This window comes from Stomatobaculum sp. (assembly GCF_057248925.1).
The window spans coordinates 1-18003 of sequence record NZ_DBHIHF010000020.1 but is presented as its reverse complement, the minus strand read 5'-3'; the positions used below and the strand labels follow the sequence as shown (position 1 = coordinate 18003).

The following is an 18003-nucleotide window of genomic DNA, read 5'->3' as shown; positions in this document are numbered from 1 at the left end:
TTATATCGGCGCTCTTCTTTGAGCTCAATCCCAATTTTTATTTGCTGTCCGGCGCATAGAGCTCGATAAGCCAGCGCTGCTGCCGCGCGGAATATCGCGTGTTGTTTCCGCGCTCGCTTTGATACCGCAAAATTGCCGCAAGGCATTTTTCGCGCATCGTTTCGTCCGCTGTTTCACGGATGAGCGGGCGCAGTCTGTCCCGGAGCGCCTTGTCGAGAAAAAGCGATAAATCTTCGGCGTGCGCTGCGGCAATCTCCGGATACCGGTCCGCATACCAGGGCAACTCCCCGGGTAAGGTGACTGTCAGACCGAAGGGTCCCTCTGCCCGCCCCGAAAAGCGCTGCCGCACATCTTCTTCCGCGTAATCGAATGCATCGTAATAGATCGCTGTCCGTACCTCATCCGGCGCACTGCCCCGGGCAAGCAGCCCGTAGCACTGCAGAAACAATTCGAGGCAGCGCACCCTGAGCGCCGTGTCGCACTGCGGCGAAAACGCGCGGCTACAGACGGACGACAGCACCGAGAGCAGGGCCTCCTCTTCCGTATTGCCGGGTAATGCGAGGCAAAGTGCCCCGCAATGCGCTTCTTTGCTCTCCTCTGCGACCGCCAGAAGAGCAAGCGCCTCCCGACCGAAAAAGCCCCGAAAGCGTTCGGTCGCAAAGCGCTCCGCTGGTATCTCCAGAAGGCGCTCTCTTGCGAGCCGAAGCCGCTCCCCGAGCAGCGTTTCCCGCTCCATCAGCTGCTGAGCCCGAGGAACTGGGCGATTAACCAAGTCACCAGCACCAGGCCGCAGAGCGAGAGCCCGATCCAAGTATAGAGCTGATTTTTTTCTTTCTCGCGGAGTGCGGTCACTGCGAGGTAAATACCGTAGAGCGAGACCAGCATGGCACTCATGACCGCCGCCGCAACCGTGAGCGAGGGCTGTCCCGCTGCCTGTAGCATGCTGAAAAAGGCAAGCACCGTAAAGAGCACGGCGACAACGCCGCCGCAAAGTGCCGTGAGCCCGGTCTCGGAGTGCGGCTTCTTCAGGTAGTTGATCAGCGAAGAGAGCTGCTGATTCTGTTTGCCCTTCTTCTTCGGGCGCCGCTGCTTGCTGCGGCGCACCTGCTCTTCTTTCGGCAAAAATTCCGGGCGCTCCAGAATCGAGTCGTCACTCTTTGCAACCGGCGTCAGAAATTTATATTCTTTTTTTCGAAAGGGATTAGGCAGACGCACGATTTAACCTCCTCAGAAACAGCCGGAAAATAAAATAGCCCGCGACAACGCCGATCGTATTCAAAAAAATATCGTCGACATCAAAACTGCCGAGCCGGGTCAGAAGCTGCACTGTCTCAATGAGCCCCGAAAACAACACCCCGGCAATCAGGCTGCGGAAAAAGCTGTGGCGCTTTCCGCTCACAATCGGCAAAAAAAAGCCGAAGGGCACAAAGGCAAAGACATTGCCGAAGGTATTCAGGATAAAAGCGCGGTAGCCGAGTATGTGGCGGTAATGCCAGAAGCGCCAGATTTCCCGGAACAGCACAATGTTGTAGCGCAGATTCGCACTGCTCCTCCCCTGCCTGCCGAGTGCTTCGGCAAAAAAGAGAAAATAACTGAGCCCTGCGAGATAAATGACAAAAAGCAGGGTTCCGAGCAGGCGATGTTTCCATCGGATTTTATCCATGGACAGGCTCAGTCCTCCTCCGCACCGTATTCACGGTAGTAGGCATCGATTCTCTCCATCAGCGCATCGTCGATCATCACCTTGCCGTTCACTTCACGCCGGTAGAGGTGTTCAATGACCTCCTTCATCGTGACAATCGCCGTCGTCTTGATGCCGTAGCGCTCCGAGATCTCGGAGAGTGCGCTCTTTTTGCCCTTGCCTCTCTCGCAGCGATCCACGCTGACCACAAGTCCCAGCACTTCTGCGGCACCCTGCGCCTTGATGATTGGCATGGTTTCTTCAATCGAGGTGCCTGCCGTGGTCACGTCCTCGACAATCACAATCTTATCCGTATCCTGAATCGGCGCGCCGAGGAGAATCCCCTTGTCGCCGTGATCCTTCACTTCCTTGCGGTTTGCGACATAGCCCACTTCCTTCTCATAGAGCTCGCTCATGCCGATGGACGCTGCGACGCAGAGCGGAATGCCTTTGTATGCCGGTCCGAAAAGCAAGGTCGCCTCCTCGCCGAACGCCGCATGGATGGCGCGCGCATAGTAGGCACCGAGCTGCTTTAACTGGGTTCCGGTGCGGTAAAAGCCGGTGTTCACGAAAAACGGGGTCTTTCTTCCGCTCTTGGTCACGAAGTCTCCGAACTTTAAGACCTCGCACGAAATCATAAACTCAATAAATTCCTGCTTGTACTGTTCCATCGTCTCCCCCTTGTTCAGCGCACTGCGCCGATCAGTTCTCTGATATCCTCGGTTCCTGTCTGCTCGAGGTAGGCGGCAATCCCCGCCGCAACTTCCTCCGAAGCGCAAGGATTATAAAAGTTTGCGGTGCCGACCGAAACCGCCGTCGCGCCGGCGAGTATCATCTCGATTGCATCGGCGGCGGTCGAAATGCCGCCCATGCCGATTAACGGCAGCTTGACCGCGCGCGCGCAGTCGTAGACCATGCGCACCGCAATCGGGTGCACCGCAGGTCCCGAGAGACCGCCGGTGCGATTTGCGAGCACAAAGCTGCGCCGCATAATGTCAATTTTCATGCCGGTCAGCGTGTTGATCAGCGAGAGCACATCCGCACCGCCTGCCTCTGCCGCCCGCGCGGTCTCGGTGATATCCGTGACATTCGGCGAGAGTTTGACGATTAACGGTTGCGCCGCCCTCTCCTTCACGCGGCGGGTGATGTGTTCGACCGCCTTTGCCTGCGTGCCGAAGGCAATACCGCCCTCTTTGACGTTCGGACAGGAGATGTTGAGCTCAAGAAAATCAACCGGCGCCTCGCGGAGCCGTTCCACGACCTCGACATACTCCTCCTCACTGTGACCGCAGACATTGACCACGATACGGGTGTCAAACCGCTTTAAGAAGGGCAAATCCCGCTTGAGGAAGACATCCACACCGGGATTCTGCAGGCCGATCGCATTCAGCATACCGCCCGGCGTCTCCGCGATGCGAGGCGTCGGGTTTCCCGCCCACGGAACGGCCGCGACCCCCTTGGTCACGACCGCACCGAGCTTATTTAAATCCAAAAATTCGCTGTACTCTTCGCCGGCGCCGAAGGTACCGCTCGCTGTCATCACGGGATTTTTGAGCGTGATTCCCGCGAGGCTCACTTCCGTCGAGATGTTCAAAGCGCCACCTCCTCTGCGCGAAACACCGGTCCGTCGGCACAGACGCGCTTGTTTTTGACATTCGAGTGCGGATCGACCTCCGCGCTCTCCGTGATACAGCCGAGGCAGGCGCCGATGCCGCAGGCCATGCGCTCTTCCATGGAGACCCAGAGCGGAATGCCTTCCTCCGCCGCGTAGGCCTTCAGCGCGCGGAGCATGGGCAGCGGACCGCAGCTTAAAATTGCCTTCGGCTTTTCCGGCAGCGCGCGGAGCAAATCAACGACATTGCCCCGGATGCCGAGACTGCCGTCCTCGGTCGCAATCTTCACCTCATCCGCCGCGACCGCAAAGTCCTCGAGTAAGAAGAGCTGGGACTTACTGCGATAGCCGAGAAGGGCGGTCTTTTTCCCCGGGAGCGCCCAGAGGAGCTCAAGGAGCGGCGGTATCCCGATGCCGCCGCCGACCACGGCGACGTTGTCGAGCTCCGTCGGAAATCCGTTCCCGAGCGGGCCGAGGAGCAAAAGTTCGGTGCCCGCGGTATAGCGCGAGAGCTCTTCGGTGCCGCTTCCCTCCCGCGTCACGCGGTACACGAGGCGCAAAATGCCGTTCTCGCTGTCGATGCCGCAGAGACTGATGGGGCGCGGCAGGATGTGCGCACCGTTATTCAGAAATACATTTACAAACTGTCCCGGGTGTGCCGCGGCCGCAATCTGCGGCGCCAGGAGCCGAAGGTCATAGACGTTCGGACATAACGCGCGCTGTCCCAGTACGGACGCGCGCTCTCTCACTTTCGTCATGTTGTGCTTCTCCCATTCTCTGTCTCAGAAGCGGATGCAGCGCTGCAGATCCAGAATCATGTCGACCGTCGCCTGACGCGCTGCGTCGGCGAAGGCTTCCGCGCCGAAGTTCTGATATTTCTCCTGCTTCCACGCCGCAATGATGCCGCGCGAAGAGTTCACAATGCCGCCCTCGCCCCGTTCATTAAAGGCAACCGCGAGGTCCTCCGCCTTGCCGCCCTGGGCGCCGTAGCCGGGAATCAGGAAGAAGGTGTGCGGCATGCGCGCTCTGAGTTCCGCAAGCATCTTCGGGTAGGTTGCGCCGACCACCGCGCCGACATTGGACCACGCGCCCTCCATGAGGGACTCGCCCCAGGCGGAGGTGAGATCCGCAACCCGCGCATAGAGCGGCTCGCCGTCAATCAGCTGATCCTGCAGCTCGCCGCTCGAGGGATTTGAGGTCTTAACAAGCACAAAAATACCCTTGTCACAGCGCCCGCAGACCTCAAGGAAAGGCTTCACGCCGTCGCTTCCGAGGTAGGGGTTCACAGTCGCCATATCCGCGTCAAAGGGGAAAAACTGCTGATTGCCGATTGTAATGCAGCCGAGGTGTCCCTCCGCATACGCCGCCGAGGTCGAACCGATGTCGCCGCGCTTCACATCGGCAATCACGATGAGCCCGAGTTTCTTCGCAAAGCGGACGGTCTTTTCATAGGCGATGAGGCCGGGAACACCGAACTGCTCGTACATCGCAATTTGCGGCTTCACGGCCGGAATCAGATCCGCCGTTGCCTTGAGGATGGCCTCGTTAAAGCGCCAGCAGGCCTCGGCAGCGCCCTCCAGATTTTCGCCCTTCTCGGCAAACGCAGCTTTCTTTACCTCATCCGGAATATATGCTAGCATAGGGTCCAGCCCCACGCAAACCGGTGCCTTGGTCTCTTTGATTTTATTCAGCAAAGTTGTAATCATCGCTTCCTCCTGTCGGCGGCAACAAACATATTTTTCCCATTATATGTTTTTTTGCCCCGCCGTGCAATGCGGGATGCCTCTTTACGGTTTTCTTACAGCTTTTCTCCGCGTCGCACAGGGCGCAAATCTATGCTATAATGGAAAAAATTTATGACCTGATATGTCATGCAGAAGATGCAGATGGGAGCTCTATGAAATTAACAGAACAAGATCGATTCAACCACGGGGAGCAGGATCGAATCCTGGCTCTCCTGAAGCGTTGCCATGAAAAGGAAGCCTTTTCGATGTCTTTCCCGCTCCGCGAGCCGGGTACCAAGTATCTTCTCGCCTATGCGGACGAGGACTCCAAGGAGCTCTGCGCCGCAATGGCGCTCTGCGGCCTCGGCGACCAGATTTTTGAGGTCTATGCCTTTACGGACCCGGACCACCGCAGACAGGGCTATTTCCACCGCCTCTGGGAAAAGGCAAAGATTACGTTCCCGGGCAAGAGCTTAAAGGGCTCGGCGCCGATTGTCCGCTTTGCCGTGGACAGCGCCTGCAAGGACGCCCTGCCGGTTCTGCTCTCGATCGGTGCTCACCTCGCCGAGGAGGAGACCGAGATGGCCTGCAGCCTCGAGGACAAAGAGACCCCGGATCCGCGCTACCGCTTCCGCGAGTCCAAGCCCTCGGCGGAAGGCTTCCGCGCCTACGAGATTTTCCGTCCGAATGAGAAGCGCCCGGCTTTCCGCTGCTTTGTGACGCCGATGAAGGATCACAACGCGTATCTGCACCGCGTATCTGTGCGCAAGGATTTGGTGGGACAGGGTGTCGGCAGTGAGCTCTTCCCGCAGTTCTTGGGACTCTTAAAGAAGCTCGGCTACACAAAGGCGACCATGCAGGTCACGGCTTCCAATACGCCGGCAGTCCGCCTCTATAAGGCAAACGGCTTCCGGGAGACCACCTCGCTCCGCTACTATGAGCTGATGCTCTGAGCCTGATGCAATTTCCCGAACTCCCCGTCTCATAAAGTCCGCATCACAGCGACTCGGAGACGAGGAGTTTTTTGTTTTCTTGCCACTTGAATTTCTTATCCCTTGCTTTTCGTATTTTTTCTTTTTGTTGCCACAGCACTGTCTTTTCTCTCCGTGCTCTGCTATTCTCTTTCTGTCAAACCGGATTAGACACATGAAATCACTTTCATTGCCTCGCTTTTTGCGAAGAGAAAGGATATCCCATGAATTATAACGGTCTCTTGATCGGCTGCGGTGCCTTTTTGATGATAGGCGCTTTTCACCCCCTTGTCGTGAAGGGCGAGTACTACTTTGGCAAACAAATCTGGCCGCTCTTTGCCCTGCTCGGCATCGCAGCTCTCGCAATCTCCCTCTTTCTCCGCGGCACGGTTCCGAGCGCCCTCACCGCCGTATTCGGCGTGAGTTGCCTCTGGAGCATTCTCGAACTCTTTGAGCAGGAGGTGCGCGTTAAGAAGGGCTGGTTCCCGAAAAATCCGAAGAAGAAGGACTGAAACCGTTTGCTTCTTGCGCCTTCCCGCAAACATACTGTTTCCCGCACCTTTCTTCCGTAGCCTGAACCGAAACGCTTCGCTCGATCGCCTTTCAGACTGGGTGATGCGCCTCCTGTGGCGGCATTCATATATTTTCGCTCTCTCCGTACGGGCGCATGTCCTGACCCCTGTGATGCGGATGGTTACGCAGTTTTTTATCCGAATTCAGTTGACTCTTGTAATCTAAGCTAAAATGCTTTGTTATATCCCCATTCGGATAAGATGATACACCTCATAATGACAGATTTTGGGGCTAAGCGGACAAAAAGAGTTGATAATTCAAGCCCTTGCGGTACAAGGCTTTTCCCTGCTTACCGCTTCCTTGAAACAGTATGGTTGAAGGAAGTGGTAAGAAAGCATGCGATCTGACCTTCTTGTAGTGGGCTTTGTATAAAATACGGGCAGAATAAGAAAGCTTATGAAAAAAGCTGCGTGCAGATGCACGCAGCTTTTTTCTTCGCCCGCGGCCGGACAGGTTCTTATTGTTCCGCATCGGGCGATAACTGTTCTTCTTATTAAACGCTTTTCACTCAGACGCGGAGCGTAATGTCGCAGCTTGTCTTTAATTTCTCCAGAATCTCCTGTGTCAGCTTGTCAAGCGCTTCCGGCGTAAACGCCTTTTCCTCCGGGCGGAAGGTCAGGGTGAACGCAAGGCTCTTCTTCGTCGGCGGGATCGGTGCGCCCTCGTAGACATCGAAGAGCTTCACCTCGCGAATCAGCGGGCTGCAGCTCTGAATCAGATTCACGACCTGCTCACAGCTGATTGCCTTGTCCATGACGAGTGCCAGGTCACGCTGTACCTCCGGGAACTTCGGGAGCGGCGTGAAGTAGACCGGCTCGTGCGGCAGGCTCTCAATGGTATCGAGGTCCAATTCCGCGAGATAGGCATCCGTGCGGAGATTCAGTTCCCCGGCAATGTCGTAAGCCAGCTTGCCGAGATACCCTACCTTCACCTCGCCCACATAAACCGCCGCGGTCTGGTAGGGGTGCGTGAACGGCTCGGTCGAAGCCTCATAGCGGAACTTGACATGCAGGCTCTCGGCCGCGAGATCCAAAGCACCCTTCAGGGTGAAGAAGCTCTCCTCCTTGCCGAAGAAGGCAAGCGCCAGATGGGTTCTCTCCTCCGGGTACTCCGTGAGCGGCAGGGACTTCGGAATAAATACCTTTGCGAGCTCAAAGAGGCGTCCGGACAGATTGCCGGCCTTCTGGTTCCGCATGACGGCATTCGCCATGGAGGGCGAGAGCACGGTGCGCATGAGCGAGAGCTCCTCGCTGATCGGGTTTAGAATGCGAATCGCGCGGAGTGCCTCGCTGTCCGCCGGATAGCGGAACAGCTTTAAGTCCGCCGGGGAGAAGAAGGAATAGTGAATTGCCTCGTACATGCCGCCGCCTGCGAGGGTCTCCTTTAACTTGAGCTCACGGCGCTGTCTCTCGTTCAAACCGCCGCTCGTGACCTCCGCGCTCTTTAAGAAGCTCGGCACGATGTGCTCGTAGCCGTAGAAGCGAATCACCTCTTCGGCGACATCCTGATAGCTCTCCATGTCCTCGCGGTAAGCGGGAATCTTGAGGCGCAGTGCATCGCCCTCGAGCTCCGGCTCCATATCGAGGTTTGCGAGAATGCGGCAAACCGCCTCCCCCGGCACTTCGATACCGAGCACGCCGTTTACGCGGGCCAGGCTCACCGTGAGCGGGCGCTTCTCAATGCTGTTGCCCGTATTCTTGCCTGCGCACTCATCCGTAACTGTGCCGGCGCCGAGTTCTTCGGTCAAATGCAGGGCGCGCTGCATCGCGAGTTCCACCGTGTACTCGTCCGTTCCCTTCTCAAAGTGCGCGCTCGCATCGGTGCGTTTTCCGAGCGCACGGGCGCTGCGGCGGATGTTGTCGCGTGCAAACTTTGCCGCCTCAAAGACAACCGCGGTCGTCGTATCCTTAATCTCCGAGTTGAGACCGCCCATGATGCCAGCGAGGCCGACCGGCTTCTCACCGTCGCAAATCAGGAGGTTGCTCTCGGTAAGCGTCAGCTCCTGCTCATCGAGAGTCACAAGCTTTTCGCCTGCCTTTGCCGTGCGCACCACAATGCGGTTGCCCGCAAGATCGCGGCGGTCAAACGCGTGCATCGGCTGTCCGAGCTCCAGCATCACATAGTTCGTGATGTCCACCATGTTGGAAATTGCGCTCACGCCGACCAAGCTTAAACGACGGCGCATCCACGCGGGCGAGGGTGCAATTTTCACATCCTTCACCGCGTGCGCCTCATAGCGCGGGCAGTACTGCGGCGCTTCCACTTCAACTTGAAGCGTATGCGGCTCGGTCTTCTCCTCACGGTAGCTAAGCGGCAGGGGCTTTATCTCTTTGCCGAGGACGGCCGCCACTTCTCGCGCAATGCCGTAGATGCCCTGACAATCCGGGCGGTTTGCCGTGATTGCGATGTCAAAGAGCCAGTCGTCGAGACCCACGATGGGCTTCACATCCGCGCCCGGAACCGCATCCTCCGGCAACACAAGGAGCCCGTTATAGCCTGCGCCCGGGTACAAGTCTTCGTTCAGTCCGAGCTCCATGCCGGAGCAGAGCATGCCGAAGGAGTCGTAACCGCGGAGCTTGCCCGCCTGAATGGTCGCGGTGCCGACAATCTCCGTTCTCTCTTTGTTGGTCTCACAGACCGTCGCGCCGATAAGAGCGATCGGAAACTTCTTTCCTGTCTCCACATTGTCCGCGCCGCAGCAAATTTGGAACTTTCCCTCACTGCCACAGTCCACCTCACAGAGGTGCAAATGCGTGCCCTCGATGGGCTCACAGCTTGTCACGAGACCCACGACCACGCGTGAAATCCGCGCGCCGACTTCCTCCAAACTCTCCACTTCAAAGCCGCAGGAGAAGAGCTTCTCCTCGAGTTCCTGCGGGGTGCAATCAATGTCTACATATTCTTTCAGCCAACTGAGCGGCGCTATCATCTCTCTGCCTCCTTACTCATTGATCTGCCGGAGCACACGGAGATCCGACTCGAACAGATACTTAATGTTACCGATGCCGTACTTCAGCATTGCGACGCGCTCGATGCCGATTCCGAAAGCAAAACCGGAGTATACATCCGAGTCGATGCCGCAGTTCTCGAGCACCTTCTTGTTCACCACGCCCGCGCCGAGAATCTCGATCCAGCCCGTTCCCTTGCAGAGACGGCAGCCCTTGCCGCCGCAGGAGAAGCAGCTCACATCGACCTCGACCGAGGGCTCCGTGAACGGGAAGTAGGAGGGACGGAGGCGGGTCTTCACACCCGCGCCGAAGAACTTCTCAACGAACTTGTCGAGCATACCCTGGAGATCGCAGAGCGTGATGCCCTTGTCGACCACAAGGCCTTCCATCTGGGTGAACATCGGGGAGTGCGTCGCGTCGTCGTCCGAGCGGAACACCTTGCCCGGAGAGAGAATCTTAATCGGCGGCTTCTGCCGCTCCATCACATGAATCTGACCCGCCGAGGTCTGGGTGCGAAGCAGGAACTTGTCGCTCAAGTAAAAGGTATCCTGCATGTCACGCGCCGGATGATCCTGCGGGGTATTGAGTGCGGTGAAGTTGTAGTAGTCGGTTTCAATCTCCGCGCCCTCATAGACCTCAAAGCCCATGCCCGCAAATGCCTCGATCATCTGATTTCGGACCAGCGTGTCCGGGTGGAGGTTGCCGCGCGGAATTTCCGTGCCCGGCAGAGTGACATCAATCTTCTCCGTCTCGTAGCGGTGATTTAACTCTGCCTCTCTCGCCTGCTTTTCGAGTGCGGTCAGCTTTTCGAGCACCCAGTCCTTCAGCGCATTCACTTCCTTGCCAAAGTCCGCCTTTTCTGCCGACGGTACGCTCTTCATCTGCTTCATGAGTCCGCTGACCAGGCCGTCCTTCCGGTCCAGGAATTCCTTCCGGAGCGCATACAGGGTCTCGGAATTCTTTTCCTGCATTTGTTCGGCTCTCTCGGCGAAGCGCTGCTTTAAATCCTCAAATTGCTTCTTGTCCATGCCTCTCTCCTTTTCTTTGACTGCGCGGGGAAATAAAAAAGGATACAGAGAGTAAGCTCTCTGTATCCGGGACGAGTTCTTTCACCCGCGGTACCACCCGCATTATCCGCTTATCCTGCGGACCGCTCATTGTTTCCTTGACGCGGAAAGACGTCGAAACCTACTGAGGCAAGCCCGTTCAGCTCCGCTGCTCCGACGCGAAGGTTCGCTCTCCGGTGTCACGGCGGAAATCTCAGCTCTCTTCCGCTCTCTGTGCGCTCTGCCGGTGCTACTGTGCGTCTTCACTGCATTTGATGATTCAATTCCGAACCAGCATAAGCGCAGGGCCGCAAAAAGTCAAGTTCTCTTCCTTACTTCTCAAGGCTTCTCCAGCGGAAGTCCGGAACCACATCCGACCATTTCTGGATGCCGATCACCGGCTTCGCAAACTCGGAGGCCTCCAGGGTCTTTGCCTTCTTGTCAATGTCTCTGAAGACCGCCCAAATTTTTCTTCTTCTGGTCGCGATAATCGCATCACCCGCGTCCATGCGGCAAGCCCAGAGACCGAAGGCTGCGCCGCTTCGCACTTCAACCGGCGCATCCACCTGACGGCTCAGAATCAGCGCGTCGACATAGGGGTTCGAGTCCGCAATGTAGTAGGCATAGGCAAAGGCCGCTGCCTGCTGCGTCTCGACATCGCCGCGCGCGGCGCTCTTCGCGCTGAAGCCCTGCTCCGAGAGGATGATGTGGCGCACCTCGCCCGCACGGTTCCGGAAATTCGACGCTTTCAGATAATCCGTGAGGACATGCAGGTTCTCAAAATTGATAATCTTCGAGCTCTCATCCTGTGTGATGAGACCGGTCGTGTGGTCGTCCCAGAACTCCGGCTCTGTCAGCGGATACGGGTACGGATGGTAGGCGAGCTGCCAGTCGATATTGCCGTTCCGGTTGATCTCGGCGTTGATCTTATCAATGATATGCTTTGCGGAATACTTTGTCTTCTGGTCCGCATTCGGGTCGTTCCAGTTCATGTCAACCGAGAAAAAGACATGGGCATTGGCCTGCTGGGCCTTGATGGCCGTGTAGGCAACACGGAAGGCACGGACATATTCGGTCACATACTTGTCGATGTCCATCTTGCCCATGTAGTTCCAGTTTCTGCCGTTGTTGATCTCGTTGCCGATGATCCAGTTCGAGACGCGACCGTAAGCCGGGTTCTCGCCGTTGTAGCGCTGTGCGAGGAAGCTCATCAGCGCGCGGGTCGTCTCATAGCCCTCCTTGGTCGCCGTGTTGAAGCCGTAATAGAGGGCGCCGTCCGTCTTCTTGACACCGGGGTAGATGAGTTCCGGCATCTTGTCGTTCCAGCCGTTTAAGACAATCGCCGTGACCATCATGCTCTTGCCTGAAAAAGCGCTGATATTCTTGTCGTACTCGGCAATCTGATTCTTGTCAAAGTGGTAGGTCTTGCCCTCGTAGGTGTAGTCAATGCCCGTACCCGCAGTAATCTGCGCAAAGTTAAAGTTCACGTTCACGTGCTTCACGCCGAGCTCGAACGCATCGCTCAACATGTCAAGCTGTACCAGAAGGCCCTTCTTGGTGAGCGGCTGCTCATAGGGCTTATCGCTCTTTGCGACTACCTCCGGGTTCGTGATATAGGCGCGGCGGCCGATGTCGTAATAGCGGCCGTTCTTCCAGACCGCAATCGCAAACTGATCGTAGAGTCTGGTGTCCGGCGTGCCGTCCTGAAGCGGCGCCGTGAACGAGAAGTTCGCCCCGTACGGCGCACTTGCAACGGGCTTTGCCTCCTTGATGCTGTCGTTATAAGGATCCAGCGCAAAAAAATAGAGTTTGCCGTCCTCGGAGGTGCTGTCTCCGCTCACGGTGCCGCTCACGGTCACCTGATCCTTGGTCGCATTCGCATGAATCTCTGCGGTTTCCGCAAATGCCGGCAGCGCAAAGAGCGCGCTGAAGCCGAGCGTAAGCGCGAGCGCCTTGAGACGCCGCGTCCATTTCTGTTCGTTTCTCATCTTGCTGTATTACCTCCTTTGCCTCCTGCTATTATAGCGGAGACGCTATGCAAATGATTTGCAAACTTCTTACAATTTCTCTACGCTTTCCCCGAACTTCTTAAGCGGTCTCGCAAGGCCGAGTTCAAGGAGATACACTTCGTCCGCCGCTGCCGCGAGCGCACACTGGAGGCGGCCCACCGCGTCGCGCAGGGCTCTCTCCCCACGGTCTGTCGGCACCAGACCTCCGCCGATGCTATCGAGAAGCAGTGCCTCCCGGCGACTTCTCGCCTCCGCTGCGAGCGCAGTCACAGCGCGCTCCAGTTCTGCCGTAAAAAACGCGTTGTCCTCCCGGAGCGCCGCCGCCGTGAGGCAGTCGATCCACTGCTTCGGGACCTCGCGATACGCCGCAATGCGCCCCTCCCGTTGCAGTGAAGCGGCAAAGGCGTGCTTGCCCTGATAGCGCGCACCGGCGAGAAAGAGAAATCCTGCCGTATCTTCGCTCTCCGCAAAGACAGGGGTAAAGTCGCGCCGGTAGAGCGCAAAGGTCGCACCGCCTACCACTGTCTTCCCCGCAACCCGAATCGGCGCACAGCTTGCGGCCGCGCGCGCGGCAACCGCGCCGACACCGGTGGTCTTTTCGACAAAGGCTGAGCTCTCAAAACTTCCTGAGACTGCGCGGAGTTCTTCTGCCGTAAAAAATACAGCGGGCACGGCAAAGGCCTCTGCGAGCGCGAGAACCGCTGTCTCTTCCCGCTTTAAATCAATGCTCGCAAGCGAAAAGAGAGCCTCTTTTGTAATGTTTTGTTCCTTTAGAAACAACTCTGCCGCGCTGCGAAACGCTTCGACCGGCATCCCCTTCCGGCAACCCACGCCAAGGCAATAAATCGGGGGCGTCAGCACGAGACAGTTTTCCGCCTCCGGGTGCGGTGCCGCGCTGATCCGTATGCAGAGCTGCCCCTCCGACATCGGTTTCGCGACCAGCCCGGCGGGCAGTTTTTCCGCGTCCCGCAGCGGAAAGTCGGTCGAAAATACGACTTCCTCCCCGCGGAGCAGCGCCGCGCTCACGCGCTTCGCCTTCTCGCGACTTCCGATCCGGAGCCCGTTTTGTACGGCGAAAACATCCACCGCAAAGCGCCGGTTCAGGTCCGTTGCCGTGCTGACGGCGACCGCCGCGCCGAGTTTCCGCCCCAAAAAGCGCGCAAACGCATTGGCGCCGCCCACATGGCCCGAGAGCAGCGGAATCACAAAGCGGCCGTACTCATCGAGACAGAGCACCGCGGGATCCTGAAATTTATCCCGCACATAGGGGGCGATTTTTCGGACTGCAATGCCGCTCGCCCCGACAAAAACCAGTAAATCGCAGCGACGAAACGCCTCGTCGACCTCCGCGCCGACACAGCGATAACCGGCTTCCGTGAGCAGCGCCGAGACGCGCTCCGCGAGCTCTCTGCCACGCTCCGTGTACGAAAAGCTTGCAAATTCCCCTGTCTTTTTTCTCTGTAAGCCTTCCATTTTGTATCCCTTTTTCTATCTTTATATATAACAAGAGAGGCAGGGGGACAGCCCCCTGCCTCTCTCAATTCTCTGTCTTACTGCTCATCCTGCGGCGCAGTGTCCTCGTAGACAACCTCATCGCCCTGCATGTTCTCGAGTGCCTTCATGCTGAGGGAAATCTTTCTGTCCTCCGCATTGAACTCGACAATCTCTGCCTCGATCTCATCGCCGATCTCAAGGACATCCGACGGCTTGTCGATGTGCTTTCTTGCGATCTGGGAGACGTGAAGCAGTGCGTCCACTCCCGGCTCGAGCTCGATGAAAGCGCCGAAATCGGTCATGCGTGCCACACGGCCTCTGACAATCTTGCCCTGTGCGTACTTCTCAGCCGCATCGATCCACGGATTCTGATCCGGGAACTTTAAGCTGAGCGCAATCTTCGTGCCGGAAATCTCCTTGATGAAGACTCTGACGCGATCGCCGGACTTCAGAACCTTCTTCGGGTTCTCGATTCTGCCCCAGCTCATCTCGGAGATGTGCAGGAGACCGTCTGCGCCGCCGAGATCCACGAATGCGCCGAAGTTCGTCACATTCTTGACCGTGCCCTCGACCACATCGCCGACCTTGATGCGCGCAAAGAGCTCTTTCTGCAGCTCCGCCTTTGCAGCCTGCATGAGCTGCTTGCGGTCGCCGATGATTCTTCTTCTGCGCGGATTGAACTCGGTAATCACGAACTCAATCTCCTGATCCGCATACTTATTTAAATCTCTCTCGTAGGAATCCGATACCAGACTTGCCGGAATGAACACGCGCGCCTCGTCGACCAGCACGCTCAGTCCGCCGTTCAGCACCTGGACTACCTTCGCCTTCAGAACCTCGTGGTTGTTGAACGCCTCTTCCAGGCGCTTGTTGCCTCTGTCCGCCGCGAGTCTGCGATACGAGAGGGAAACCTGTCCGTCGCCGTCATTTACCTTCATGACTTTGGCTTCCAATTCGTCACCAACATGTACGACAGTCCGGAGGTCGAGGCTGTTGTTGTTCGTGTACTCGTTTCTGGTGATGACGCCGTCCGACTTATAGCCGATGTTCAGGATGATCTGATCCTCCTTCACATCCAGTACTGTTCCCGATACAACTTCTCCCGTGTGAATCGTCTTAAAAGACTCATTCAACATCTGTTCAAAACTCTGCTCTGACAATGGCTTGAACCTCCTCAATGATATGTTTGGGGGTAGATGCCCCCGCTGTAATACCAATTCGCTGAAAGGGCGCCAAAAGCTCAGGATCTAATTCGCTCGCGGTCCGGACGTAAAACGTATGCGGACAAACTGCAGAACAGATTTCCACAAGTTTTCTCGTATTGGAACTGTTTTTCCCTCCGATCACGATCATAGCATCGACCTCGGAAGCAATTTTCTTCGCCTCCGCCTGTCTTTCCTGCGTCGCATTGCAAATCGTATTAAAACAAGCTATATCATAACCTAACTCTCTGATTTTATCAACCAGCATTTTAAACTTTGGCAATCGGAACGTAGTCTGCGCGACCACGGAGAGCGGCACATCCTTTTGAATTTGCAGAGCGAGGAACTCTTCCTCATCCCGAATCACCGCCGTATCCGCCCGGCCCCAGGCGCGAATTCCCTCCACCTCCGGGTGCTTCGGATCTCCGACAATCAGGACGCGGCGCCCTTTCTGGTTCTCCGTCTGCACGATTCGGTGAATTTTGTTCACGAACGGACAGGCTGTGTCGACAATGCGAAGCTTCTTCTCCTCGCAGAGGCGGTAGACCTCCGGCCCCACGCCGTGCGAGCGGAGGATAATCGTGCCCGCATGCTCTGTCAGCGCGCCCACCTTCGCCGCGGCATCCTCGTCCTCAAAGACGACCACGCCCTTTTCGGTCAGATCCCGCACCACTTCCTCGTTGTGGATGATGGCGCCGTAGCTGTATACCGTATCTTTGCTCTCCTCAGCCTCTCGGTACACGGTCTCGACCGCCTTTTGGACGCCGAAACAAAAGCCCGCGCTCTCGGCGAGTATCACTTCTCTCTTTCTTCGCTCTGTCACTCTGCTTCCTTCTCTCTGACTAGGGCAAGGATTTGTTCTTCGACTTCCGCGATTGTGAGCGCCGAGCTGTCGAGAAGGAGGGCATCCTCTGCCTGCCGAAGCGGTGCGACCGCCCGGTTCTTATCCTGCTCGTCCCGCGCTACAATGTCCCGCTTCACTTCCTCGAAATCCGCCTCTGTTCCCTTCTCCCTGAGTTCCACCGTGCGGCGCTTGGCACGCACTTCGACGCTCGCGGTCAAAAAGACCTTGGCAAGCGCATTCGGCAAGACCACCGTACCTATGTCCCTGCCGTCCATGACGACAGGCTCCCGCGCGGCAATTTCCCGCTCGATCACGAGAACACGCGCCCGGACCGCATCGTGGCGCGCAAACGCGCTCGCCGCCTTGCCGATTTCCTCGCGGCGTATCTCAGCGCTCACATCGCGCCCGTCGACAAACACATGCTGCACGCCGTCCGCAATGCTCAGGTCAAGCCTAAGCGCCGGTGCAGCCGCCGTTATCGCAGCGCTGTCCTCGGGGGAGATTCCCTGTTCGAGCAGCGAAAGTGCCGCCGCCCGGAACAGCGCCCCGGTGTCCACATAAATCCAGCCGAGTTTATGGCTTACCGCCCGCGCAATCGTGGATTTGCCGGCGCCGGCCGGTCCGTCGATTGCGAGTGCTTTTATTTTATCCATCTTTTCCTCCCGCTCATTTCGGCTCTGCCGCGCTTTGTCCCGCGAGCATGCCGGTCGACCAGGCAATCTGTAAATTAAAGCCGCCGGTCATCGCATCGAGATCCAGAAGCTCGCCCGCAAGGTACAGTCCCTTTACCGTCTTACTCTCCAGCGTTGTCGGGGAGAGAGAACGCACCGAGACACCGCCCTTCGTCACCACCGCTTCGTTATACCCGCGGAGACCGGTCGCCGTAAAGCAGAGTCCCTTGGTCGCTTGGCGAAGCGCGGCGCGCTCTGCCTTTGTGATGTCCCGCGCCTTCTTCTCCCCGGAGATGCCGCTCTGCCGCAGCACTTCCGGAATGAGGCTCTGCGGAAAGAGCGACGGCAATATGTTTTTTAGGCTCTTATTTTTGTTTGCATCGAACTCGCGCAGCAGTCTCTGCTCCAGCTGTTCTTCCGTAAGAGCCGGTTTCAAATCAATGCGAAGTTCCAGTTCCTTTTTGGTTCGGAGCAGCGGCCCGACCAGCGCACTCGCCGAGAGCAAGAGGGGACCGCTCATCCCAAAGTGGGTAAAGAGCGCCTCGCCGAAGCCCTCATAAACTTTCTTCTTTCCGTCCCTCAGTGTAATCGTGACATTCTTTAGCGAGAGTCCCCGCAACGCAGCGCAGCTCTCCTGCTCTTTTAAAATCAAGGGCACGAGAGAGGGGTAGCGCTCCGTGACCGCCATGCCCGCCGCCTCCGCAAAGCGGTAGCCGTCGCCGGTCGAACCGGTCGCCGGATAGGAAATACCGCCGGTCGCGAGTATCACGGCGTCCGCCGAAAGTTCTTCGCCGCTTGTCAGCACGACGCCCGCGACCGCGCGCGTCTCGCCCTCCCCCGCGAAGAGGAGTTCGCGCACTTCCGCGTGCAGGCGCACATGCACACCCGCCGCCTGCATCTCCCGCTCGAGCGCGCGAATCACATCCGAGGCGTGATCGCTGACCGGAAATACACGGTCGCCGCGCTCCACCTTGAGCGGGCAGCCCGCCGCCTCAAAGAAGCGCATCGTGTCCTCGTTGGTGAACGCCTGAAACGCACTGTAGAGAAAGCGCGGGTTGCTTACAACCTGCGCCTGCACTTCCCGCATCGGCGCCGCATTTGTCAGATTGCAGCGCCCCTTGCCGGTGATATAGATTTTTTTTCCTAACTTTTCATTCTTTTCGAGCAGCGTGACGCGCGCGCCCGCAGCTCCGGCGGCCGCAGCGGCCATCATGCCCGCTGCGCCGCC

17 protein-coding genes and 1 other annotated feature are annotated in these 18003 nt (G+C 57.6%); of the genes, 2 read left to right on the top strand and 15 right to left on the bottom strand.

The window, feature by feature from the left end:
* Positions 1-37: 37 nt before the first annotated feature.
* From ACO4XG_RS08205 to pyrF, 7 genes are read right to left on the bottom strand one after another with little or no spacing between them, the layout of a single operon-like run.
* Entirely contained in the window at positions 38-736 is a 699-nt protein-coding gene (locus ACO4XG_RS08205) for a hypothetical protein (protein ID WP_308507895.1), read from the bottom strand.
* Positions 736-1215, bottom strand: coding sequence for a DUF6142 family protein (locus ACO4XG_RS08200; RefSeq protein ID WP_308507894.1), 480 nt, complete (start codon positions 1213-1215; stop codon positions 736-738). Before ACO4XG_RS08200 ends, ACO4XG_RS08205 begins: the two co-directional genes overlap by 1 nt.
* Positions 1202-1663 carry a VanZ family protein gene (locus ACO4XG_RS08195; protein WP_308507893.1) on the bottom strand — a complete coding sequence of 154 codons (462 nt, stop codon included), beginning with the start codon at positions 1661-1663 and terminating at the stop codon, positions 1202-1204. Before ACO4XG_RS08195 ends, ACO4XG_RS08200 begins: the two co-directional genes overlap by 14 nt.
* An 8-nt stretch (positions 1664-1671) precedes the next feature.
* Positions 1672-2352 (bottom strand): orotate phosphoribosyltransferase, encoded by a 681-nt coding sequence (gene pyrE / locus ACO4XG_RS08190; RefSeq protein ID WP_308507892.1) that lies wholly within the window; start codon positions 2350-2352, stop codon positions 1672-1674.
* Between the two features lie 14 nt (positions 2353-2366).
* Complete coding sequence (locus tag ACO4XG_RS08185; RefSeq protein WP_308507920.1) at positions 2367-3269, bottom strand: dihydroorotate dehydrogenase; 903 nt, start codon at positions 3267-3269, stop codon at positions 2367-2369.
* A 2-nt stretch (positions 3270-3271) separates the two neighbouring features.
* Positions 3272-4051 carry a dihydroorotate dehydrogenase electron transfer subunit gene (locus tag ACO4XG_RS08180; RefSeq protein WP_308507891.1) on the bottom strand — a complete coding sequence of 260 codons (780 nt, stop codon included), beginning with the start codon at positions 4049-4051 and terminating at the stop codon, positions 3272-3274.
* 24 nt (positions 4052-4075) lie between these two features.
* The gene (gene pyrF, locus ACO4XG_RS08175) at positions 4076-4999 is read right to left on the bottom strand and encodes an orotidine-5'-phosphate decarboxylase (protein WP_308507890.1); all 924 of its coding nucleotides are present in this window, start codon (positions 4997-4999) and stop codon (positions 4076-4078) included.
* A 191-nt stretch (positions 5000-5190) separates the two neighbouring features.
* On the opposite strand from pyrF, the gene ACO4XG_RS08170 reads away from it, so the two are divergent.
* Positions 5191-5970 carry a GNAT family N-acetyltransferase gene (locus ACO4XG_RS08170; RefSeq protein ID WP_308507889.1) on the top strand — a complete coding sequence of 260 codons (780 nt, stop codon included), beginning with the start codon at positions 5191-5193 and terminating at the stop codon, positions 5968-5970.
* A 242-nt stretch (positions 5971-6212) separates the two neighbouring features.
* Positions 6213-6500, top strand: coding sequence for a DUF4491 family protein (locus ACO4XG_RS08165; RefSeq protein ID WP_308507888.1), 288 nt, complete (start codon positions 6213-6215; stop codon positions 6498-6500).
* 569 nt (positions 6501-7069) lie between these two features.
* Here ACO4XG_RS08165 and pheT read toward each other — a convergent pair.
* The 8 genes from pheT to ACO4XG_RS08125 all read right to left on the bottom strand — a co-directional run.
* Positions 7070-9490, bottom strand: coding sequence for a phenylalanine--tRNA ligase subunit beta (pheT, locus tag ACO4XG_RS08160; RefSeq protein ID WP_308507887.1), 2421 nt, complete (start codon positions 9488-9490; stop codon positions 7070-7072).
* A gap of 12 nt (positions 9491-9502) precedes the next feature.
* Positions 9503-10537, bottom strand: coding sequence for a phenylalanine--tRNA ligase subunit alpha (gene pheS, locus ACO4XG_RS08155; RefSeq protein WP_330670073.1), 1035 nt, complete (start codon positions 10535-10537; stop codon positions 9503-9505).
* 64 nt (positions 10538-10601) lie between these two features.
* Positions 10602-10831, bottom strand: a binding site (T-box leader).
* 56 nt (positions 10832-10887) lie between these two features.
* Positions 10888-12543, bottom strand: coding sequence for a DUF5722 domain-containing protein (locus tag ACO4XG_RS08150; protein WP_308507886.1), 1656 nt, complete (start codon positions 12541-12543; stop codon positions 10888-10890).
* Positions 12544-12612: 69 nt separating this feature from the next.
* Entirely contained in the window at positions 12613-14037 is a 1425-nt protein-coding gene (locus ACO4XG_RS08145) for a cobalamin biosynthesis protein (protein ID WP_308507885.1), read from the bottom strand.
* Positions 14038-14114: 77 nt separating this feature from the next.
* A complete protein-coding gene (rpsA, locus tag ACO4XG_RS08140) occupies positions 14115-15218 on the bottom strand; it encodes a 30S ribosomal protein S1 (RefSeq protein WP_308507884.1) in 1104 nt (367 codons plus the stop codon).
* A complete protein-coding gene (gene ispH / locus ACO4XG_RS08135; protein ID WP_308507883.1) occupies positions 15199-16083 on the bottom strand; it encodes a 4-hydroxy-3-methylbut-2-enyl diphosphate reductase in 885 nt (294 codons plus the stop codon). Before ispH ends, rpsA begins: the two co-directional genes overlap by 20 nt.
* A complete protein-coding gene (gene cmk, locus ACO4XG_RS08130; RefSeq protein WP_308507882.1) occupies positions 16080-16757 on the bottom strand; it encodes a (d)CMP kinase in 678 nt (225 codons plus the stop codon). The genes ispH and cmk overlap by 4 nt, the downstream gene beginning before the upstream one ends.
* A gap of 13 nt (positions 16758-16770) precedes the next feature.
* Positions 16771-18003, bottom strand: a 1233-nt coding sequence (locus ACO4XG_RS08125; RefSeq protein ID WP_308507881.1) for a BaiN/RdsA family NAD(P)/FAD-dependent oxidoreductase, incomplete at its 5' end; no start/stop codon positions are given.

Coding starts and splice junctions, on each gene's coding strand:
- ACO4XG_RS08145 (WP_308507885.1), bottom strand. CDS start 14,037: ATGGAAGGCTTACAGAGAAAAAAGACAGGGGAATTTGCAAGCTTTTCG.
- cmk (WP_308507882.1), bottom strand. CDS start 16,757: ATGGATAAAATAAAAGCACTCGCAATCGACGGACCGGCCGGCGCCGGC.
- ACO4XG_RS08150 (WP_308507886.1), bottom strand. CDS start 12,543: ATGAGAAACGAACAGAAATGGACGCGGCGTCTCAAGGCGCTCGCGCTT.
- pyrE (WP_308507892.1), bottom strand. CDS start 2,352: ATGGAACAGTACAAGCAGGAATTTATTGAGTTTATGATTTCGTGCGAG.
- ACO4XG_RS08195 (WP_308507893.1), bottom strand. CDS start 1,663: ATGGATAAAATCCGATGGAAACATCGCCTGCTCGGAACCCTGCTTTTT.
- ACO4XG_RS08165 (WP_308507888.1), top strand. CDS start 6,213: ATGAATTATAACGGTCTCTTGATCGGCTGCGGTGCCTTTTTGATGATA.
- pheS (WP_330670073.1), bottom strand. CDS start 10,537: ATGGACAAGAAGCAATTTGAGGATTTAAAGCAGCGCTTCGCCGAGAGA.
- pyrF (WP_308507890.1), bottom strand. CDS start 4,999: ATGATTACAACTTTGCTGAATAAAATCAAAGAGACCAAGGCACCGGTT.
- ACO4XG_RS08180 (WP_308507891.1), bottom strand. CDS start 4,051: ATGACGAAAGTGAGAGAGCGCGCGTCCGTACTGGGACAGCGCGCGTTA.
- ACO4XG_RS08205 (WP_308507895.1), bottom strand. CDS start 736: ATGGAGCGGGAAACGCTGCTCGGGGAGCGGCTTCGGCTCGCAAGAGAG.
- ACO4XG_RS08170 (WP_308507889.1), top strand. CDS start 5,191: ATGAAATTAACAGAACAAGATCGATTCAACCACGGGGAGCAGGATCGA.
- pheT (WP_308507887.1), bottom strand. CDS start 9,490: ATGATAGCGCCGCTCAGTTGGCTGAAAGAATATGTAGACATTGATTGC.